This is a genomic window from Myroides sp. LJL116 (assembly GCF_054871685.1).
Map to the genome: position 1 here is coordinate 1 of NZ_JBTXLR010000024.1, position 19,267 is coordinate 19,267.

14 protein-coding genes are annotated in these 19,267 nt (G+C 30.7%); 6 read left to right on the top strand and 8 right to left on the bottom strand.

What is annotated here, in order from left to right:
* Nucleotides 1-161: 161 nt before the first annotated feature.
* The 4 genes from ACYSNM_RS12915 to mnmE form a co-directional block, all read right to left on the bottom strand.
* Nucleotides 162-1,052, bottom strand: coding sequence for a hypothetical protein (locus ACYSNM_RS12915; RefSeq protein ID WP_461757291.1), 891 nt, complete (start codon nt 1,050-1,052; stop codon nt 162-164).
* Nucleotides 1,052-2,077: a DGQHR domain-containing protein gene (locus ACYSNM_RS12920; protein ID WP_461757292.1), complete on the bottom strand. Its 1,026-nt coding sequence runs from the start codon at nt 2,075-2,077 to the stop codon at nt 1,052-1,054. Before ACYSNM_RS12920 ends, ACYSNM_RS12915 begins: the two co-directional genes overlap by 1 nt.
* Before the next feature lie 4 nt (nt 2,078-2,081).
* Entirely contained in the window at nt 2,082-2,984 is a 903-nt protein-coding gene (locus ACYSNM_RS12925; RefSeq protein ID WP_461757293.1) for a type II restriction endonuclease, read from the bottom strand.
* Between the two features lie 1,013 nt (nt 2,985-3,997).
* Entirely contained in the window at nt 3,998-5,389 is a 1,392-nt protein-coding gene (gene mnmE / locus ACYSNM_RS12930) for a tRNA uridine-5-carboxymethylaminomethyl(34) synthesis GTPase MnmE (protein ID WP_461757294.1), read from the bottom strand.
* Nucleotides 5,390-5,540: 151 nt separating this feature from the next.
* Here mnmE and ACYSNM_RS12935 point away from each other — a divergent pair, with 151 nt between their 5' ends.
* The 6 genes from ACYSNM_RS12935 to ACYSNM_RS12960 all read left to right on the top strand — a co-directional run bounded on the left by ACYSNM_RS12935 (nt 5,541) and on the right by ACYSNM_RS12960 (nt 10,650).
* Nucleotides 5,541-6,374, top strand: a complete 834-nt coding sequence (locus ACYSNM_RS12935; RefSeq protein ID WP_461757295.1) for a universal stress protein — start codon at nt 5,541-5,543, stop codon at nt 6,372-6,374.
* Nucleotides 6,375-6,545: 171 nt separating this feature from the next.
* Nucleotides 6,546-7,028, top strand: coding sequence for a hypothetical protein (locus ACYSNM_RS12940; RefSeq protein ID WP_461757296.1), 483 nt, complete (start codon nt 6,546-6,548; stop codon nt 7,026-7,028).
* A gap of 446 nt (nt 7,029-7,474) precedes the next feature.
* Nucleotides 7,475-7,795: a hypothetical protein gene (locus ACYSNM_RS12945; RefSeq protein ID WP_461757297.1), complete on the top strand. Its 321-nt coding sequence runs from the start codon at nt 7,475-7,477 to the stop codon at nt 7,793-7,795.
* Nucleotides 7,796-8,411: 616 nt separating this feature from the next.
* Nucleotides 8,412-9,179 (top strand): sensor histidine kinase, encoded by a 768-nt coding sequence (locus ACYSNM_RS12950; RefSeq protein ID WP_461757298.1) that lies wholly within the window; start codon nt 8,412-8,414, stop codon nt 9,177-9,179.
* A complete protein-coding gene (locus ACYSNM_RS12955; RefSeq protein WP_461757299.1) occupies nt 9,169-9,834 on the top strand; it encodes a response regulator transcription factor in 666 nt (221 codons plus the stop codon). Before ACYSNM_RS12950 ends, ACYSNM_RS12955 begins: the two co-directional genes overlap by 11 nt.
* Before the next feature lie 477 nt (nt 9,835-10,311).
* Nucleotides 10,312-10,650: a hypothetical protein gene (locus ACYSNM_RS12960; RefSeq protein ID WP_461757300.1), complete on the top strand. Its 339-nt coding sequence runs from the start codon at nt 10,312-10,314 to the stop codon at nt 10,648-10,650.
* A 52-nt stretch (nt 10,651-10,702) separates the two neighbouring features.
* Here ACYSNM_RS12960 and ACYSNM_RS12965 read toward each other — a convergent pair whose 3' ends face one another.
* Genes ACYSNM_RS12965 through ACYSNM_RS12980 form a run of 4 tightly spaced genes read right to left on the bottom strand, consistent with a single transcriptional unit; the run spans nt 10,703 to nt 18,392 of the window.
* Entirely contained in the window at nt 10,703-13,219 is a 2,517-nt protein-coding gene (locus ACYSNM_RS12965) for an alpha/beta hydrolase family protein (protein ID WP_461757301.1), read from the bottom strand.
* Between the two features lie 11 nt (nt 13,220-13,230).
* Entirely contained in the window at nt 13,231-13,971 is a 741-nt protein-coding gene (locus ACYSNM_RS12970; protein WP_461757302.1) for a peptidase associated/transthyretin-like domain-containing protein, read from the bottom strand.
* 7 nt (nt 13,972-13,978) lie between these two features.
* Complete coding sequence (locus tag ACYSNM_RS12975; RefSeq protein ID WP_461757303.1) at nt 13,979-15,346, bottom strand: RagB/SusD family nutrient uptake outer membrane protein; 1,368 nt, start codon at nt 15,344-15,346, stop codon at nt 13,979-13,981.
* A gap of 10 nt (nt 15,347-15,356) precedes the next feature.
* The gene (locus tag ACYSNM_RS12980) at nt 15,357-18,392 is read right to left on the bottom strand and encodes a SusC/RagA family TonB-linked outer membrane protein (RefSeq protein ID WP_461757304.1); all 3,036 of its coding nucleotides are present in this window, start codon (nt 18,390-18,392) and stop codon (nt 15,357-15,359) included.
* Nucleotides 18,393-19,267: the final 875 nt, after the last annotated feature.

Consider the following 19,267-nt stretch of genomic DNA (forward strand, 5'->3'; position numbering starts at 1 on the left):
GCCCTTGAAAACTTCATCGGAGATAATCTTCTTTGTATCCATAACTGTCTAAATATTAAATATATAAAAAAATCTGCTTAGTTACCCAAGCAGATTTTTATACTTACACAGTTTATGGTACAGTGTCTTTTTTGGGGTCAGTCTAAACTAGTTGTTTTTTGTTAAATTGTAACTTCTTCATCAACAATACCTAAGTCACTATATTTACAATTATCAATAATCCTCGCAACTAAATAATTGGAATTATTGCTAAACTTACTTTGGATATTTTTTTTCAGTTCAGATACAAATCTATTAAAATAAGATCGGTAATAAATATTTTTATTCGCTAAATAGTTTAAAATATAAAATATCATTTCTATTCTGCAAAGTGCAAGCTCTAAGTTAGAATGAGAAAGCTTATATGGTTTATCTAATTTAGCAGTTATTGGAGACTTTTTGAATTCCCTTATTTTCTTTGAATAAGTAGAGATGTCGCAACTTAATTCATCATAATAATAATTACTTATTGAGTAATTAATTTCATTTCTCAGCATAGTTTCAATTCCTTCTTTAAATCTATAGATTCCAAGATTCCAAGATCTATTTATAGATCTTTTATTTCTATAAACCATATAATTGTTGTAAAATTTATCAAATTGCTGTTGATGACTGCCTGTAGAACCATCATTTCTCTTCAAATGAAACTCTCCTTTAGTATAATTTAATATTTTTATGTCATAATAATGTTTTAAATGAAGATTGAAATTTAAAGATAATCTATTTAAAGCTTGAATAGAAAAAAAATTACTATAATAGGTTGTTACAAACCCCCAACTTGAAGAACCTGTAAGTAAAATACTGTCAGCAGCTAAAATATTAGTGATTGATTTTTTTAATAAAATCTTAACATCATTTAATATAAAATTACTAATATCACTTACAATATATGTGTTATCTTGACGGTCTTTCAATACATTATCTCTCAAATATTCTTTTAATGGTACAGCTGTTTCACCGGTACAATTTTTAAAAGAATATGCAATTTCATCTAGTGTTAAATTAGTTGCCATTATTCTCCTATTTCAAAAGTAAAATCATCATCTTCACGAAGTGCTTTTCGTAAGTGTGACACTAAAAGTGTTTTTGCACTATCTTGAGCTTTTATACCACCTCCTGGCATTGTCTCTGAGTCAAACTTCAAATCACTAATTTTCGAAATTACATCGATACAAGTTTCTGTTGTGAATTTTTTGTGTTTTTGTATAACTAAAGTAAAAATATCATAACAGCTTTTTATCATAGCTCCAAATCCAACCGTTTTCAAAAGTAATGTTGAACTATCATCCCACTGTTCTAAAAACACTGCTTTAAATGCTTTTAAATAAATATTAAACAGTTTGTATTGGTCTTCGAATCCTAATGTCATAAAATTACCTTTTTTTGGCTCTACAAAAGGTTTGAGTAAATTAACAAACTCACTTAAAGAAATACCTTTTCCTGGTTCACCTGTCATTCGTACTTTATCATACATAGGGCTTTCTTCGTCTTCATTTAATCTTTTAGCAATTTCGATTGCTCGTCTCTCAGCGGTTACATCTTGCCCATCGAAATCAACTATCTCTCCTTCAGTTATATTTAATAGGTCTAAGTATAATGATACAGGAACTCCTCTTTGATTTTTGTTTATTTTTATAAATAGTTTTGCTTGTTCAACCTCACTTAATTTTACAGTTGCTACAACAGGTAAAACAATATCGTTTTCTGCTAAATTAGCACCACCAACTCTATGTTGACCATCTATAATAAAACCTATCGATTCTTCCTCTAAGTTAAGATACAATTTACCATTCTCGAAGTTATATTTTTCATTATCAATATTTACCAAAATCGAATTAGGTAAAAAACCAGATTCTTTATTTAGATAATTAGCGATTTGTTTCAAACGGGTAGCACTAAAAGATCTTTGATATCCTTTTTCTTTATCCTCTACACGTCTTGACACACTAAACTTATCATATATTGTTTTAGCACTCATTGAAAACAAATATAAAATTTGACCATTTTGATTTATTTCAATTGCTGTATATTCTTCCATTTTTCTATTTATTTAATATTAATCTTAATATTCCTCTTTTCAACATCTCTAAATTTAAAAGATAATCACCTTTATCAAAAAACTCACGTAATGGCCTTAATGTTGTATGCCAACCTGCTCCGTCGGTAACCCATATAAACTCAATATTTTGGTTTTTCCAATATCGATTCATTTCGATATATTCCGTGGCAGTAGATTTTAATTTTGAACCACCTCCTCCATAGAAATTACATTCTATAAAATATAATTGGTCTTCTTTATTAATCGCAAAATCTACTATTCTTGAAGATTTATCAACTACTACTTCCAAGCCCCATTGAAGCTTTATCTTGGTTGCTGTAGCTTGAGCCATATACTGTAAATTGAGTGCTAAACATGCTTCCTTTACAAATTCTTCGGTTATCCTTTCCATCAAGGCACCTCCTCTGTTTTTACGACCATTACTGTCCAATCCAACTTCTACCCCAGTTGCATAATCTACTAAGTTTTTTACTTTTTTATTTTGGATAACCTCTTTTAAGCCTGACATTACCATAAAATCGACCATTACTAAAATTTCAGCATCTGTTAGGGTCTTTTTTGCAAAATTATAGTGTTGGTATACAAATTCCTTTACATCAATTAAAATATCAACTGATTTTTCTCGTATTGCTATTAATGTAGGAAAAGCTTTTACTACTGTTGGATATTCTTGTATAAGTTTAAAAGCTTCTTCTTCAAAATTATCTTTACCAATCAAAACATTTAAAAGGTTAAGTTCCTTTTCAATAGGCGTAATATTTGCAAATACCTTTAACCAATTCACGAAGTAATCCCATTGCGTAATTTTATTTTTAAAAGTTGATCTTATGTACTCAAACAATTCATCGTCGTTAGCCGTTTTGCATATTTTGTTTAAATTTCTCATTTAGGTTATAGTAATTTTAGGTTTAAAAGTTTGTAATCAAAAGTTCTGTAAGCTTACCTCTCTTCTCGGATTTGGAATTAATATTTCTACAGGAAAAAACACGTTGTATATTGTATTCTCAATATAGATCATCAAATAAATTATTACTTTGATTCGCTCCTTTACCATCTGAATTATTCTATTTCCATTTATCTCCTAATTTACTAAAGTTATCATTAAATTTTTCTTTATCGTAAGAATTAAATTTAGTTTTTTCTGATAAAGGTCTTTATTGAGAATCGAAAATATTTTTTTCTCCTTCATTAGAAAAACAGTTTGGTAATCACCTTTTAATGTAATTACCATTTGTAGGTCTAATTGAACTTTTTTAGATTTATGCTATCACAAATAGTTGGTTGTTTACAAGTAACATTAGGTGCATTAAAACCACCTTTACTATTTATTCTACACAATACTATTGAAAAAGTTTGATTAAAAAAAATGAATAAACTATTCTGGTTAATATTAACTTCCTTATGCTGCTTAAATAATTTTCTTTATTTTTAAATCTCTTCAAAAGAATTGAAATTCTCTTGAAGTCTCATAAGATTCACTATTAACTCTATATGGAGATTTTTAATCATTAAATAAGTATTTACTAGATTCTCATTTAAATCATTAATAACAAATTTTTTGATATTTGGAATTTATTAAGTGGCCAAAATAAAACTGTCGACAACCGAAAAGCGGCCAAAAAAAAGTAATCGGGGGGCCTTCGAAAAAACTTCTGGTAATCTTTTTTCTATTTCTGCTAAAAGTTGTGTGTTTCCACTTGCCCAGTTTAAAAAAGGCTTTACATTTTATAATTCCATTCTATATTCAATATCAATCTATTTATCAGTAGCTTATTAAATATTTATTCATTTGTTTAAGTTGCAGACAAATAAACAAAAGGAACATAAAAGAAAAGACTATCAGCGTTAATTCACTGATAGTCAATAAAAGAAAATATATCTTAACAAGGGAAAGGTAATTTACTTCCCGATACAAAAGTTAGCAAAGATGTTACCTAGTAACTCATCGTTTGTAACTTGTCCTGTAATCTCTCCAAAGTAATAAAGGGCTTGACGAATATCTATTGCCATTAAATCCGCAGATAGATTCGTTTGTAATCCCCATTTTACTTTTTCTATTTCTTCTAGTGCTTTAAGTAAAGAGTCATAGTGACGAGTATTAGTTACAATAGTCTCATTGTTTCTTAAAGCTCCTGTATTTACATAGCCTAGTAATGCTTGTTTTAACTCTTCTACACCAATATTGTCTTTAGCAGACATTAATTGTAAGTTCTCAATGTTATTGCTAAATAACTCTATTTGCTCTGGGCTTAATAAGTCTTTCTTATTACATACTACAAGTAGAGGTTTTAAAGGATATTTGTTTTTAAGCTTTTCTAATTCTACTTTGATAGATTCTAAGGATTCTTTGTTTAAAGAAGCTCCATCTAAAAGATAGATCACAACTTGGGCAGCTTCTATCTTTTCAAAGGTCTTTTGAATTCCTATGCTTTCCACTACATCTTTGGTTTCTCTAATACCTGCTGTATCAATAAAGCGGAATCCAATTCCATCAATTACAAGCTCATCTTCAATGGTATCACGCGTTGTTCCAGCGATATCCGATACAATTGCTCTTTCTTCGTTTAGAAGTGCATTTAATAGCGTACTTTTTCCAACGTTTGGTTCTCCAACAATAGCTACAGGTATACCGTTTTTAATTACGTTACCTACAGCGAAAGAATCAATAAGACGTTTTAATACAAATTCAATGCGATCAATAAGCTCTTTGAACTGTGTACGATCCGCAAATTCAACATCTTCTTCTGAAAAGTCTAATTCTAATTCTATAAGGGAAGCAAAGTTTAATAACTGCTCTCTTAATAGGGCAATCTCATTGGAAAATCCACCTCTCATTTGTTGCATAGCAATTTGGTGAGAAGCCTCGTTATCCGACGCAATTAAGTCTGCTACAGCTTCGGCTTGTGAAAGGTCTAATTTACCATTTAAAAAGGCGCGCATAGTAAACTCCCCAGCTTGAGCCATCTTAGCACCTCTTCTAAGGGCAAGTTGAATGATTTGTTGCTGAATAAAGGTAGAACCGTGGCAGGAAATCTCTACGGTATTCTCCCCTGTATAAGAGTTTGGTCCTTTAAAGATAGACACCAGTACCTGGTCTAATACCTTATCTCCATCGACAATATGTCCAAGGTGTAGGGTATGGGTCTTTTGTTTGGTTAAATCTTTATTCTTAATGGATTTGAATATTCCATTAGCAAGGCTAATGGCATCTTTTCCTGATAGGCGTATAATAGAAATTGCTCCAGCTCCCGATGGAGTAGCTAAGGCAACTATGGTATCTTGTAATATCATATTATCCTTTTATTAGATAAGGCAAAGATACTACTAATTGTTTTATTTGATAATAAAACTCTACATTGGTTACAGAGAGTATTATTCGTTAATTTTATATTAATACAAAAAGAATATTATTATCTTTATACAAACTATAAACAACATAGCTATGAAAAAGATATTGTTCCCAACCGATTTTTCCGATACCGCTAATAATGCTCTAGTATACGCTTTGCGTATGGCAGAGAACCAAGAGGCTACTTTATTTGTGTTACACGCCTATGAAATGCCTGTTATATCTGCTACCGCGAATCCGGTGATGGTACAAGATGTATATAAGACCATTGAGCTTAGTAATTTTGAAAACTTCAAAGACCAAGTTCCACAAATCAGAGAAATCGCACGTAAACACAACCTAGACCATGTACCAATGCATTTTATACTAGAGGAAGGTTTTTTAAATACGATCTTAAAAAAGAGAGTAAAAGAAGAAAACATCGATCTAGTTGTAATGGGTACTAATGGAAACTCAGGATTTGAGAAAAAGATATTAGGATCTAATACCTCTAATGCTATTGGTTCTTTGGATATACCAGTACTAAGTGTACCACATGATGCCATTTTCGATGGTATTAAATCCATTGGATTCTCTACTTTATACAAGCCACAAGATAAAGCAGTATTAGATAAGTTAATCCCAATGGCTAAACGCTTTGGTGCAACCATTAAGGCGGTACATATCTCCGCTTTAAAGGACAATCTAGATGCAGCAGTAGAGCAAAGCTGGAAGGATAATTATAAAGATGAGCCTGTGGAGTTTTTCTTAATGGAAGACAAAGATGTAGAAAGGGGAATCTTTAACTTTATAGATGCTGAGAATATCGATCTATTAGTATCTATTACACGTAATAGAGGCTTCTTTGAGCGTTTATTCACAAGTAGTATGACTAAGAAATTAAGTTACCACACGCATGTACCAGTACTTGCATACCATGAAGAATAAAACATAGTAAGCAAAAAGGTTTTGCTTATACTATAAGTAAGACCTTTTTCTTTAAAATACAATGCCAATTAAACGTATACAAAAACCTAACATTAAAATTGTTGGGCCTACCAAAGAAAACGTAGCGCCTAACAACCAGAAACCTTGCTTACCTTTTAATCACTTCACTTTATGACATTGAAATATTATTTTTCTTTTCTTTTCTTTTTTTTCGCTCTAGGTGCTAATGCCCAGAAGTTAGAGCTATACACCAATGAAGAAAACCCACAATACTTGGGTTGTCTTACTTGCCCAGCAAGTGAACAAAACTCCCTATGGAACCACCATGGTACCTACGGAAACCTTTACAACAAAAAATCGATATGGAATAAATATGGAATTTACGGAGATGAGAAGAGTAACTTCTCTCCTTGGAATCCCTATGGAGAAAAGCCGCCTATTATAAAAAGAGACGGACAAACTTATGGGTACTTAACCCTTAATAAATTTTCTGGAGATAGAGTAGAGATAGGTCTTACAAAGATGTTATATGAGTATTACTTAGATATTAGAGATGATGTGCCTAAATGGAGTGATTCAGCAGCTAAGATGAGTAATAAAGAGAATATTGACTCTTTACCTGCAAAGAAGTATTCCATTGAGGTAAAACAATAGAGACCAAAATAAGAATAACATAAGAAAAGCAATAGCAAGTAACCAAGAATAGAAAATCACAATCCAGTAAAACATACAAAAGGTTCTACTGTAAATAGGTGTACTAAGTAATATAATAAAAGACCATTTAAACTTTAAAAAGCTTTAAGATAGACTCTTAAGGCTTTTTTTATGGACTAAAGTGAAGTGCTCATTCATGGTAATAGTAGTTGTTAGTTCTGAAAACGAGGAGCCTAATATTCTCCACTTTATCCCGAATTGATCAATTCGACAAGTGCCGCCTCTTTCTTCCTAAAAGTCTGCTAGATATTTATCTAGAAAATTGGCAAAGTTCTAAATAAAAACTCCGAATTGTAATGAACATATAAAAATACGTGAAAACACGTATTGATATTTAATTTAAAAAGGTAGATATTTGAAAGTGATAATTATAAAAACCTGATTTTATGGAAATTACAAGTAAAAGTGGTGAGGTAATCACCTTAGAGAAAGCTATAAAATATGTTAGCTTATTTCAAGAAAAGAACCCTGAAGCGATAAAAAGTTACTTCGTAGGAGTTGAAAAACTTCAAGAACTTCTAAAGCAAGATAACTGTATTGGTATGCGTATATATCCAGGTATAAACGAACAGACGGATAAAACTAATTTAGTATTAGTAGGAGTAGATACAAGAGGAAATGATATAAGTGAAGGTGTTATTTTAGAGGAACTAATTATATGTCCTCCCTTTTGCTCAGTTGAAAATAGCCTGTTAAATAGAAAATAATCATGTCTAAATTGTTAGTAGGCTTAACTTTATTATTAGGAGTTGTACCATTAGGTATTTTTTTACTTAGAGTGAAAACTAAGAATAAAGCCTATGTCCCTTTATTAGTTTTATTTTTTTTTGCATCTATATATGAGTTTATTATAAGCTTTATACTGAAAGTAGATGTTACAGGATGGTTTCAGATTTACCCATTGTTGGAGTTTTTGTCCATTTATTACCTTTTCAAGAATATACTTATAAAAAGGCCTAAGGGATACAATATGGTATCTTTAGGTCTTTTTTTTATCGTATATGTCTATTCTTTCTTCTTTATTTTTTCTGAGGGCTCTGACTTTCTCAAAGTTAAAAGCCTAAGTAAAGCTGTGATTACGCTTTTTGTCATGGTGTCAAGCTTTTTGTGGATAAAGCAAATATTTGAGCAGAAAAGTATTCTAAAGCTATATAATGAACCAAGTTTCTATTTTGTTATGGGACTGTTTATGTATTATAGTTCAACAATCTCATTGTTTGTTTTATCTAGTGGTATATTCAGTAGTAATTTGTATTTACAAGATTATTGGACTTTAAATATAATTTCAAGTTTAATATTAAGAGTCGTTATAATAGTAGGGGTATGGAAAATGAATTAAACACGCTTTTTTGGTTAGGCACAATTATCATGATAACCATGGGGCTATTAGTTGTTGCTCTTTTAATAGTTTATCAAACAAATATTAGGGTCTATCACAATGAGTATTTGAAGCAACAATTAAAGGGTATTATTGAAGCCGAGCATAAAGAAAGAGCTCGATTAGCAAAAGACTTACACGATGGACTGTGTAGTGATTTGGCAAGTATTCAAAATTATCTCGTTCTGTACGAGTCAAGAAAAGGGAAGGAAAAAAGAGAAAGGATCTTATCAGAGTTGAAGCTAATCCTGTCAGAGTGTTACAATCAGGCGGTTTTTATGAGTTACAACCTATCTCCTCCACTAATAAAAGATAATCCATTAGAACTGATTATTAAAAACTATGTTTTAAGGATAAACAAGATTAATGATATCCGTATTGAAGTGAAAGCTAATTCTCCAAGTTTTGAGCTTAAAGAACTAGTTAAATTGGAGTTTTACAGGATACTACAAGAACTTATTCAAAACATTTTAAAGCATAGTTCTGCCACAGTGGTTAGTATCGATTTAAACTGGAGTAACTCAACTCTTGTTATTTCGATTTCAGATAATGGTATTGCTTATGATTCTAACCCCAATTATAAATTGCCTAGTAAAGGACTTGGTTTAAGTAATATTCAAACCCGAATTAAGCAAATTAATGCTGTCTTTAATCATCAGATTATTGATGATGGAAATTTAATAACTATAACTTTTAATGATTATGAGTACTAAAATTGCTATTGTAGATGATCATAAGCTCTTTAGAAAGAGTTTTGAACTATTAATTTCTCCAATGCCTGGGATAGAGGTTGTTTTCAATGCTTCTAATGGAGCTGATTTAATACAGGCATTAGAATCAAAATCTATAGAAATAGATTTAGTTTTTCTCGATATTCAGATGCCAGGAATGAACGGCTATGATACTGTAGCTATCCTGAATGAGCATTTTCCAAAAATTAAGATTCTTATCCTAACAAGTTATAATGATATTTATAGCATTTCAAGAATGCTCGAATATAAAATAGATGGGTATTTAACTAAGAATACTAATCCCGAAGATATTATGAAAGCTATAGGCACTGTTAGGGACTCAGGTGTTTATTTTGATGAGGATATACTACTAATTTTGGCTGAGCTAGATTCATGCAAAGAGCCTTTATTTGTCTTTTTATCTGAAAGGGAGGTAGAAGTAATTAAGTTGTTTGCACAACAGTATGGTTATAATGAGGTTGCAGATGAGCTCTCGATAAGCCCTAGAACAGTGGAAAAGCATAAAGAGAGTCTGATGGAAAAAACACAATCTAAAAATTTTATAGGAGTGATTTTATATGCTTATTCAACTCACTATCTAGATAGATCTGACCTTATACCCAGGGATAAGAAATAGGTGAAAACACGTATTGACTCAATAGAAATAGTAAAGTAACTTTGATTATATCAAAAAGCAAAAGACATGAAATGCGAATATGTCTTTATTGTAAGTTTAAAGTGCACCCCACTAGACTAAGTTAAGCTAGCTATATCATGCTATAAATATAGACAGGTTTTAGGTAGTTAAAGCTTACATAATTCTAAAGAAGAGAAATGGAACTAAACGTAGCTACACTCCATTGACTTGTGAAATAATTGTTTAACTTAAAGCTAAGTTATAGACACTTAGATCAAATCAAATGAACAAATTTATTAATGTATTAAGAGCTTTCTTATGTTTTGCGTTTCAATGGTTTTTTCATAGTTACATTTTACATGTATTAGGATCTAGATGTCTATTTAATAGCTTGACATTAACTTAGATTGGCAATTGTAGGAATATAACCTTCTAATCGTTTACTAAAAGGAGCTTTTAATTAAAATTCTTTTAAAGATGAAACAATTTATTAAAAGCCTTTTCCTGCCATTAGCGGTATTTGCGATGCTAGGTTTAGGTGTACTTACCTTAAGTGCAAGTAACGTTACTACTGAGGTAGTGACAAATTCTGAGGTTGCAAGTATGCAGTCGGTGTATATGGGAGATTTGTATATAGTTGATGCTACACAAGCTTCTGGATTTAGAAAAGTAACTATTTTACCTAGGCCAGAGCATTGTACATTTGATGATAGTTCGAATATACCTTGTACAGCTATAATTGACGGAGTAACTGCTGACTTATATGGTGAAGTTGCAGGACCTCCAGTATCATATGAACCACTTTATAAAATTTAGTAAATAGATAAAAGGAAGGCGTAAATTTACGCCTTCTTAATGTTTTATGAAGTTAAAAACTGAAGGAAATTTTCTCTGTATTTACACTATCATCAACCCATTGTATCGTTTTGTTGTTTTTTAGATAATAATTATACCAATCCAAATATCTTCTTGTAAAGTCTTCATTTACTATAGGAGTAAAGTAGAAGCCATGTCCTGCATCTTTATAGAAGAGAGCAGTTACTTGAGCTTTGTTATATCTTCTTATTGCCCAATACATTGAACTAGTATTTTGCCAAAAGACATTTTTATCTTTCAGACCAGTTACTAATAGAATAGGTGTTTTTATATTTTGAGCAAATAAAATGGGTGAATTATCAATATATTTTTTAGGATTTTCTCCAAAACTCTCCTTGAAATTGAATTGATGGTTTTCTATTCTACTATAATCTGGTTTATTTCTATAATGGTAGCTATATCTATAATAAGAACCAATCAAATCATGCATTCCAGATCCACTTATTATTGCTGCAAAAATACTACTATGGGTTGCGATAAAACTAGCTTTATACCCCCCAAAAGAGTAGCCATCAAGGCCTATTTTATTTTTGTTGATAGTTGGTTCTTCGCTTAAAATCTTTGATATAGCCTTTTCTACACAATCCACTGCTGTAATACCTGGACCATCTTTACTAACATAAGTATCAGGGTAAAATACAAAGTAACCTTCTTCATTGAGTAATGTCCTATTATGTCCTGCGGAATTTTTAAAAGTAGATTGAATAAATTCATTAGGCTGAAGTCCTGCCGAAAGCCAAACTTCTTGATATATGTGCGTTACCATAGGGTAGCTTTTTTTAGGGTCAAAATTTTTAGGATAGAATAGAAAACCTTGAAGTTCTTTACCATATTTATCTTTGAATGAAATATCTTTTCGTTTTTGCCAAGAGTAACTCTCTTTTGGAATATTGTTTTCGACCAAAGTAGTTTTCTTATAGTTTTTATATATAGTTAATTTATGTGGCATATTATAGTTTTCTTCCATCCAGATTACCGTTTCAAAAGTGGAGTCAAAAACTATTCTACTATCAACTCTATTTGAGGTAAAAGGTAAAAGAGGGAATAATTTTTTATTATCAATTTTATATACTGCATTTTGATTATTGCTTGTTGCTTGAATTATAATGGGCTTCTGATTGTTTATTAATGACATATTAGTTGGAGGTAAGACTAAATTTTTTATGGTTATCCTGGTTTCTTTTGAAAAATCAGTTAGTTGATTTGATTTATTAGTTTCAATGTTTATTTTTTGCAAGTTATTGCCTTTAATAAAGTAGATAAAATCGGAATCCGTTGACCATAAAGGTGATTGTTTATCATCATCCTTTTCAATTAATAATCTTCTTTGACTACTTGGTGTATATACCTCCCAACTTACACCATCTTCTTTTGGATATAATAAATGTTTATTATTTGGTGAAATTATGAGTTGATTAGGTTGATAAGAAGAAAGTACGAATTTCTCGTTCGTGGTAATGTTTTTTATTATGTAGTCGTTTTTCACATTAATACTTAAATGCTCTTCCTTTTCTAAAGGATTACAGTATAATACATAATTAGGAATTGTTATAGGAGAATATTGAATATTTCTGCCACTTTCCAGTTCAATATATTTCTCTGTTTGGTATTTATAGATTTTAGCATAATAATCATTTTTGAATCTTGGGGTGAATTGACTGGGAATAACATGTTTACTATTACCTTGCCATATATCTAGGTATTCACTTTCGGGATACTTTTGATCTGTAGTTATTTTATAGGTTATGAGTAAGTCATTGTTGGAATAGAAATCTATTTTTTTATCATTAATGGATTCTTTAGGGAATGTAATTTCTTTTACTTGTAAAGTTGGTAAATAAATTAACATGGAGTTATTGTACTCTGTATCAAATAAGATAGCATCTTGGGTTAAATTCCATTTTAAAGCTGTTATATCCTGCTTTATGGAACAAAGCTTAACCTCTTTTATTGTTTTTAAATCTAGGTAATATAAGTTTTTATTTTTGCTATTGTCTTGATATACTAATTTTGTTTTATCATGGTTTAAAAAGAATATTTCAATATTATTTTGCCTAAACTTCTCTAATTGATTCTTGCTTGTAAGTTGATAAATTATTAAGTCACCTCCATTAGATAAAGTAAACAACATGTTATGATTTTTATCTGAATCAAATTGTTTGATATTAGGTATGTCTTCTTGGAATTTTAAATTTTCTAAGTTGATAATTGATAGGATGTTGCCCTCTTTTTTAAGAGTAAGGCCATCGTTTAGTAAATGGTTGTAAAACGCAGAATTTCTTTTTAGTGAGACTTGCTTTTTTGTCTGGGTATTTATAAATTCTGTGTTTTCAGGAGGGGTTCCATCTATATCTAACTTATTATAAATAGCCCATTTTCCATCATTAGATATTTGATCTGGTTTTAAATTAAATTTTAAAACTAGTTGATTTTTAATAGTTTGTGCATGTAAGGGCATTAAATATAAAAAGCATGTTAAATAAAATAATCGCTTAATAATTGTTTTCATATAATGTTTGATTAAAATAGGATATTAGCTATAGTGTCTTTCGTTACATAGATTTTCTGTGTTCTATTTGGAGAGTTTGAAGCAGAAAATCGAAGTAAAGTATTATAAGGAACATTTAATTTAAATTCGCCTTGTTCGTTTGTGAGATGATGTGCTGTTGTTCCAATTGTGTTTTGGTGATAATTAATAAAAATAGGAAGGCCATTTATGGGTTTATTAGTTTCTTTATTTATGATCGTACCTGAGAAATTAAAAGTTTTTTCTGGGTCTGTATCGTTTAAAAACTTGTCTAATAACGGCTTTGCTTGAGGAAATTTTGAGATACCATCTAGATATGGAGTACTGTCCGTTTTGACTGTAAAATTGATTGTTGAATTTTTGGTAAAATCAGCGACTTTGTAATGTATAAGAGACTGTTTATATATAATATTATTAGCTATAAATTGCATAGTATCACCTTTTTCGATGGTAATTTGGTAATAACCATTTTTATCTAGATAGACCCTTTGGTTTTCTCCTTTCACTCCTCTCTCTTTGATTTCGAACTTCCATTTGTTAGAGATATTAATAGTGTTAATCCCTTTTGGAGGTTGATTTGTTTCCTGTACTAAAACCCTTCCTTTAATTGTGATTGTTCCATCTAAATTTGTAGTAAGTATATCTTTATTTTCTTTGTTCTTTGTTGATTGGTTGTTACAAGCTAATATTAAGCCTATGATACATAGGCTTAATAAATAATAAATTTTCTTCATATATTTTTTAGTAAGATGGGTTGTTAGGTAATAAGTTTTTATTTATAAGTGTTTGCTTTTCTGGAATTGGAAATAAATCGTTATGGGGTTTCCAAGTAGGTTTAGAATTTGATAGGTTTTGTATTTTACCATTTCGTTTTAGATCAAAGAATCGATGCCCTCCTTCTGTAAAGAACTCCTTATTAGCTTCTACTAATAGTTCATCTATAAATGTATCTTTTGCTAGAGAAGTAGATAAATCTGGCAGACCTCGTTTATTTCGAATTTGGTTTAGCCAATTTGTGGCCTCAGGTACTTTTTCTTGATAAGCTAAAGCTTCTGCTAAAAAAAAATATGCTTCTTCTAATCGATAAAATACTCCGTATTCCTCTGTGTTATTAACGGTGTTTTTATATTTATAAGGCTGATAATAAATAGTACCATTTAATGGGAAACTTTTAATCCATTTAGTTTTTCGTAGATCATTTGCTGACAAAGAGTTATAAAGTATAGGATTTAGTGATGAGGTAGGGTTTTGTGTGAATAAATAGTTAAAAGCATGTTGGGTTGTAAATGGTAAAGTAACTGGACTAATTTGAAGTAGAGTACTTTTCGAATATTTTTTAAATGTATTGTCTATGTCATTTTCTAATTTATATAAAGGATTATTAATTATGTTTTCTGCGTAAGTTTGTGCTAAAACATATTTTTTTTGTAGGAGGTAGTTTTCGCTTAGTAATAAATCAGAAATAGCTTTGTTAACATAAATACGTTCTGTATTCCTATATGTATAATCTAGAAGGGAATTAGCTAATAGTAAATCATTTTCAATTAAAGATAATACCTTGGTATAATTGGTTTTTTCTATGAACGTATTTTTAGTATAGTCTGTTGTCGTTGTATAAGGTATATTTCCATAGATTTTTGTAAGTGTTAAGTAGAATACAGCCCGTAAAGTATATGCTTCCCCTAGTAGTTGATCTTTATCCGATTGTTTGAGATAAGTGGATTTGGTGACACCTTCAATAAAGGCATTTATTGCATATATATCTTTATAAGCTCCATCCCACCATTGTGCTGTGTTGCCTAAGTTTATCGGATCAATATCGTTAGTATATGCTAAAAGGACATTATTACCATGATAAGTTAATTCATCCGTATATAAACTCATTGTACTTGAAGTACCACTAGTATTGAAGTTCAAAATGGGAGTGTCTCGTAGTCGACTATATAAGTAGTTTAAAGCTGATTTTGTTGTTACAATATCAGCATAAACATGTTCACGGTTCATTTTATCATTTGGTAAGTCTATTTCAATGATGTCTTCACAAGATGTTAATACTTGAGAAATTATTAATAATATTATTAATAATTTGTAGTTTAAGTTTGTTTTCATAGGTAGTAAATTAGAAAGTTAGTTGCATCCCAAAGGAATAGGTTCTTAAAGGAGGAATATTTCCAATTCTGATGAATTCAGGATCTATACCATAATATTTTGTAATTGTCCATATATTTTGACCTTGTATATAAAGACGTAAAGAATCAATCTTATATTTAGGAATTTTGAGCGAATATGTAAGAGAAATATTTTTTAACCTAATATAGGATCCATCGCTAACAGTAGCAGTGCTTTCAAGATAAGTTTGTGTTTGATTAAAGGTAGGCGATGAATAGTGGATAGCTTGAGTATATCTTGCATTTGGATTGTCTGAAGACCAGCGATTCATAAATTCAACTGGTAAATTTATCATCGCAGCACCTGGTGCAGTATAAGAGTAACTATCAAGATTAAATGATTTTTTTTTGACAAATTGAAATAGAAAATCTAAGTTAAAATTTTTATAACTTAAGCTGTTTTGTATTCCGCCAAAATATTTTGGACTTAAATCAACTATTTTTTTTTGATCTAAACTTGTAAACTTTCCATCTTCATTATAATCTTCAAATTGGTATTGGCCTGTTGAAGTATCTAAGCCTAAGTAATTGTATAATTTAGTTATGTTGAGTGGCTTGCCAATAATATAAGTGCTGCTTTGAGTACCTTCTTTTAGACCAGGATATGAAACTAATTTGTTCTTATTAGAGGAAATATTGAAGTTTGTAGTCCAATTAAAGCTTTTTGAACGAATATTTGAAGTTCTTATAGTAATTTCCCAACCTTTATTTTCTACTATTGCAGGAAAATTCATTGTGATTTGATCAAATCCTGTTGTACTTGGTAAAGTATAGCCTACTAATTGATTTCCAGATCTATTGGTATAATATGCTATAGAAGTATTTATTTTGTCTTTTAAAAAGCTTAATTCTAATGCACCTTCAATCTTTGTTGTTTTTTCCCAACGATAATTAGGATTGTAAAGTGCAGTAGGTTGAAGATTCACTTCACTTCCATACAAAGCATTATTTACATTATATGCGTCTAAATAAGCGTAATCTCCGATGTTATCACTACCAGTTATTCCATAGCTTCCGCGTAGTTTTGCAAAAGAAAGCCATTTCCAGTTTTTAGTAAAGTTTTCTTTAGAGATTATCCAAGCAGCTCCTAGAGCTCCGAAGTTTCCAAATTTATTATTTGAAGCAAATCGACTTGATCCATCTCTACGAGCTGTTATATTGAAGATATACTTATCATTATAAATATAGTTTAGTCGGGAAAAAAAAGATACATATTTATATTGGTTATTAACATTTCGGCCTATAGCTTTCACTTTCGCAGCTGAGATATTAGTTATAAATGCGTTAGAGGAAAAGTTAGATCCTGTCATACTCAGATAGTTCATATCATTAATTGAGTAGGTAGTTCCTATTAAAATGTCTAATCTACTTTTATTCCATTGTTGATTGTAATTTATTTGTGGTTCTAGAATATAGGATAAATTATTATTTTGATTTTTACTACTAGAAGATACTTCACTAGTATAACCAAATGCAGGGTTAAATACCGTATGGGGTCTTAGCTGTGCGTCTTCAAAGTTTGTACTGCTTATACCACTATTAATATTTAAAGTTGTAAAGGGAAGAAAATTATAAGACAATGTTGTATTTAATAACAACGAACTAATTTCATTTAGATAAGAAGATTCAAGTTGTGCTAGAGGGTTATTGAACGTGCCATTTTCCCAATTTAAATTGCGATTAGCAAGATATAAAGAAGGTGCATTGGGAGCTAATTGTAAAGCCTGTTTAGTAAAATCTGTATTTGGCAAGTTATTTGTTTGTTTAGAATAATTTATAGAAGTACCTACTTGAAGCTTATTATTTCTAGTTCGTTGATTAAAGTTGATAAAAGCAGAATTTCTTGTATAGCCTTTATCAATAGGGAATACAGTAGTACTTTCATTGTGATTTACGTTAATATTAAAATTAGATAATTCATTACCTCCGGAAATTCCAAGGGAAATTGTTTTATCTATGGCAGTGTCTCCAATTAATTCTTTTTGCCAGTTGGTGTATCTAGTTTGATTCCAAGTTCCATTTACATCATAATCAGTAGGCCCATAAGGAACTCCACTATTAGTAAAGGCTTCCTTACGCATTTTTATGTAGTCCTCTGTATTCAGCATGTCCATGAATTTATTTACTTTACTAAACCCTATAGAAGAGGATACCGTGAATTTAGTTTCTCCTTGTTTTCCTTTTTTAGTTGTAATAAGGATTACTCCATTTGCTCCTCTAGATCCATAAATAGCAGTAGCATCTGCGTCTTTTAGTACTTCAATACTTTCAATATCTGAAGGAGAGATACTATTTAAGGGAGATATCCCTAAAGGAAGTAAGATTGTATTTTGATTTATTGAATTTATTCCTAAGTTTTCTGAGTTAATAGGAACTCCATTTATTATATATAAAGGTTTGTTTTTAGTAGTAGAACCTAAGAAATTTCTGCCTCTAATTTCCACCTGCATTCCTCCTCCAGGTACTCCTGAGGCTTGAGTAATATCTACTCCAGCCATTCTTCCTTGTAATGCTTGTAAGGGATTTATTACTGGTTGTAGTTCGATGTCCTTAGCTGTGACTCTAGCGATGCTCCCTGTTCTTTCTTTGTCTTTAACGGTGTAGTACCCAGCATTTACGATTACCTCTTCTAGTTCTTGAGAGTTTTGTTGGAGATCTAAATCTATTATGCGTTTTTGGTTAATGGTTATTTCTTCACTGCTGTATCCTATATAAGAAAACACCAAGGTTTCAGAAGGAGATGCTTGAATGGAATATTTACCATCTACATCAGTGATAGTAGCAGTGTTTTTGTTTTTTACTTGTACAACAACACCAGGTAAAGCTCCATTAAAGTCTTTAATGGTCCCAGTGATGGTTACCTTTTGTTGTTCTTGTTCTATCCTAGTTGGGATAGAGTTAGCATGGAGTAGGCTAGGGGAAAAGCACAGGCTGAGTAAAGCCATAGCTACGCCATATCCATAGTTTGGAGTAAAATTTGATTTCATAATTTTTAGATATTATTAAAAGGTTGGTCTTTAGTTTTATGCGCTTGTAGTTGTATTAGGCCACAGCATTTACAAGGCTTTTAATTACCTAGACAAAAGGGGAGAGAATAGGTAAAATCTTTAAAGACATTGTTTTGGGTTAATTGTAATCTATTCCTAATCTCTTACATCTTTCTCAGCTCTCCCAATATGAGAAAGAACGGAAAAGGAATAGATATAGAAATGCATTTGGCGTTGAGGTTAGTTTTCTCAATGCGCTAGTTTTGGTTTGTTGGCGTTGGCTTGAAAAGAAGAAGTTAGGTTTGTGAGATACTTTATAACCTGTGATCTTTCGTTTAATGTAAAGTACCTCTAACTTTTTTACATAAGAAAGCCCAATAGCAAGTGTCCAATTTGCATCCTAAGCTTATTTACGTCTTACCCTCCAAGCCTTTTGTCATAGGCTTATTGTTTTAAAAGGTTGGTTAATAAATAGTATATGTTGTAGAGCGCATCAATACTCTACAATAGCTTTATGTCTAGGTATAGTATAGTTTATACCTACATAGGATAATCGTCATTTTATGGACAATGCAATGGGCATTGTAGATGGTATATTACACTTAAATAGGATAATACAAGGAGATATATGGGTTAAATAGAAATTTCTAGGTTGATATATTATTCTCACTACTCTAAGGCTGTTCTTAAGCAGAGAGTATATTGTCTTTAGGTTGTTTACAAAAGGAGAAAGGGCAATCATAGTAAATTATTTTAATAAGGGTGGGCATGGATCTCCTGGGAAACCCACTAACCCCAACCCTATATTTAATATATAGCGATCAATAGCATTTTTAATACCTAGCTCTACCTACCAAAGCAGGTAGAGTATAGGT

Bases quoted from the DNA above. Each gene is read 5' to 3' on its own strand.
- ACYSNM_RS12915 (WP_461757291.1), bottom strand. From the start codon at position 1,052: ATGGCAACTAATTTAACACTAGATGAAATTGCATATTCTTTTAAAAAT.
- ACYSNM_RS12920 (WP_461757292.1), bottom strand. From the start codon at position 2,077: ATGGAAGAATATACAGCAATTGAAATAAATCAAAATGGTCAAATTTTA.
- ACYSNM_RS12925 (WP_461757293.1), bottom strand. From the start codon at position 2,984: ATGAGAAATTTAAACAAAATATGCAAAACGGCTAACGACGATGAATTG.
- mnmE (WP_461757294.1), bottom strand. From the start codon at position 5,389: ATGATATTACAAGATACCATAGTTGCCTTAGCTACTCCATCGGGAGCT.
- ACYSNM_RS12935 (WP_461757295.1), top strand. From the start codon at position 5,541: ATGAAAAAGATATTGTTCCCAACCGATTTTTCCGATACCGCTAATAAT.
- ACYSNM_RS12940 (WP_461757296.1), top strand. From the start codon at position 6,546: ATGACATTGAAATATTATTTTTCTTTTCTTTTCTTTTTTTTCGCTCTA.
- ACYSNM_RS12945 (WP_461757297.1), top strand. From the start codon at position 7,475: ATGGAAATTACAAGTAAAAGTGGTGAGGTAATCACCTTAGAGAAAGCT.
- ACYSNM_RS12950 (WP_461757298.1), top strand. From the start codon at position 8,412: ATGGAAAATGAATTAAACACGCTTTTTTGGTTAGGCACAATTATCATG.
- ACYSNM_RS12955 (WP_461757299.1), top strand. From the start codon at position 9,169: ATGAGTACTAAAATTGCTATTGTAGATGATCATAAGCTCTTTAGAAAG.
- ACYSNM_RS12960 (WP_461757300.1), top strand. From the start codon at position 10,312: ATGAAACAATTTATTAAAAGCCTTTTCCTGCCATTAGCGGTATTTGCG.
- ACYSNM_RS12965 (WP_461757301.1), bottom strand. From the start codon at position 13,219: ATGAAAACAATTATTAAGCGATTATTTTATTTAACATGCTTTTTATAT.
- ACYSNM_RS12970 (WP_461757302.1), bottom strand. From the start codon at position 13,971: ATGAAGAAAATTTATTATTTATTAAGCCTATGTATCATAGGCTTAATA.
- ACYSNM_RS12975 (WP_461757303.1), bottom strand. From the start codon at position 15,346: ATGAAAACAAACTTAAACTACAAATTATTAATAATATTATTAATAATT.
- ACYSNM_RS12980 (WP_461757304.1), bottom strand. From the start codon at position 18,392: ATGAAATCAAATTTTACTCCAAACTATGGATATGGCGTAGCTATGGCT.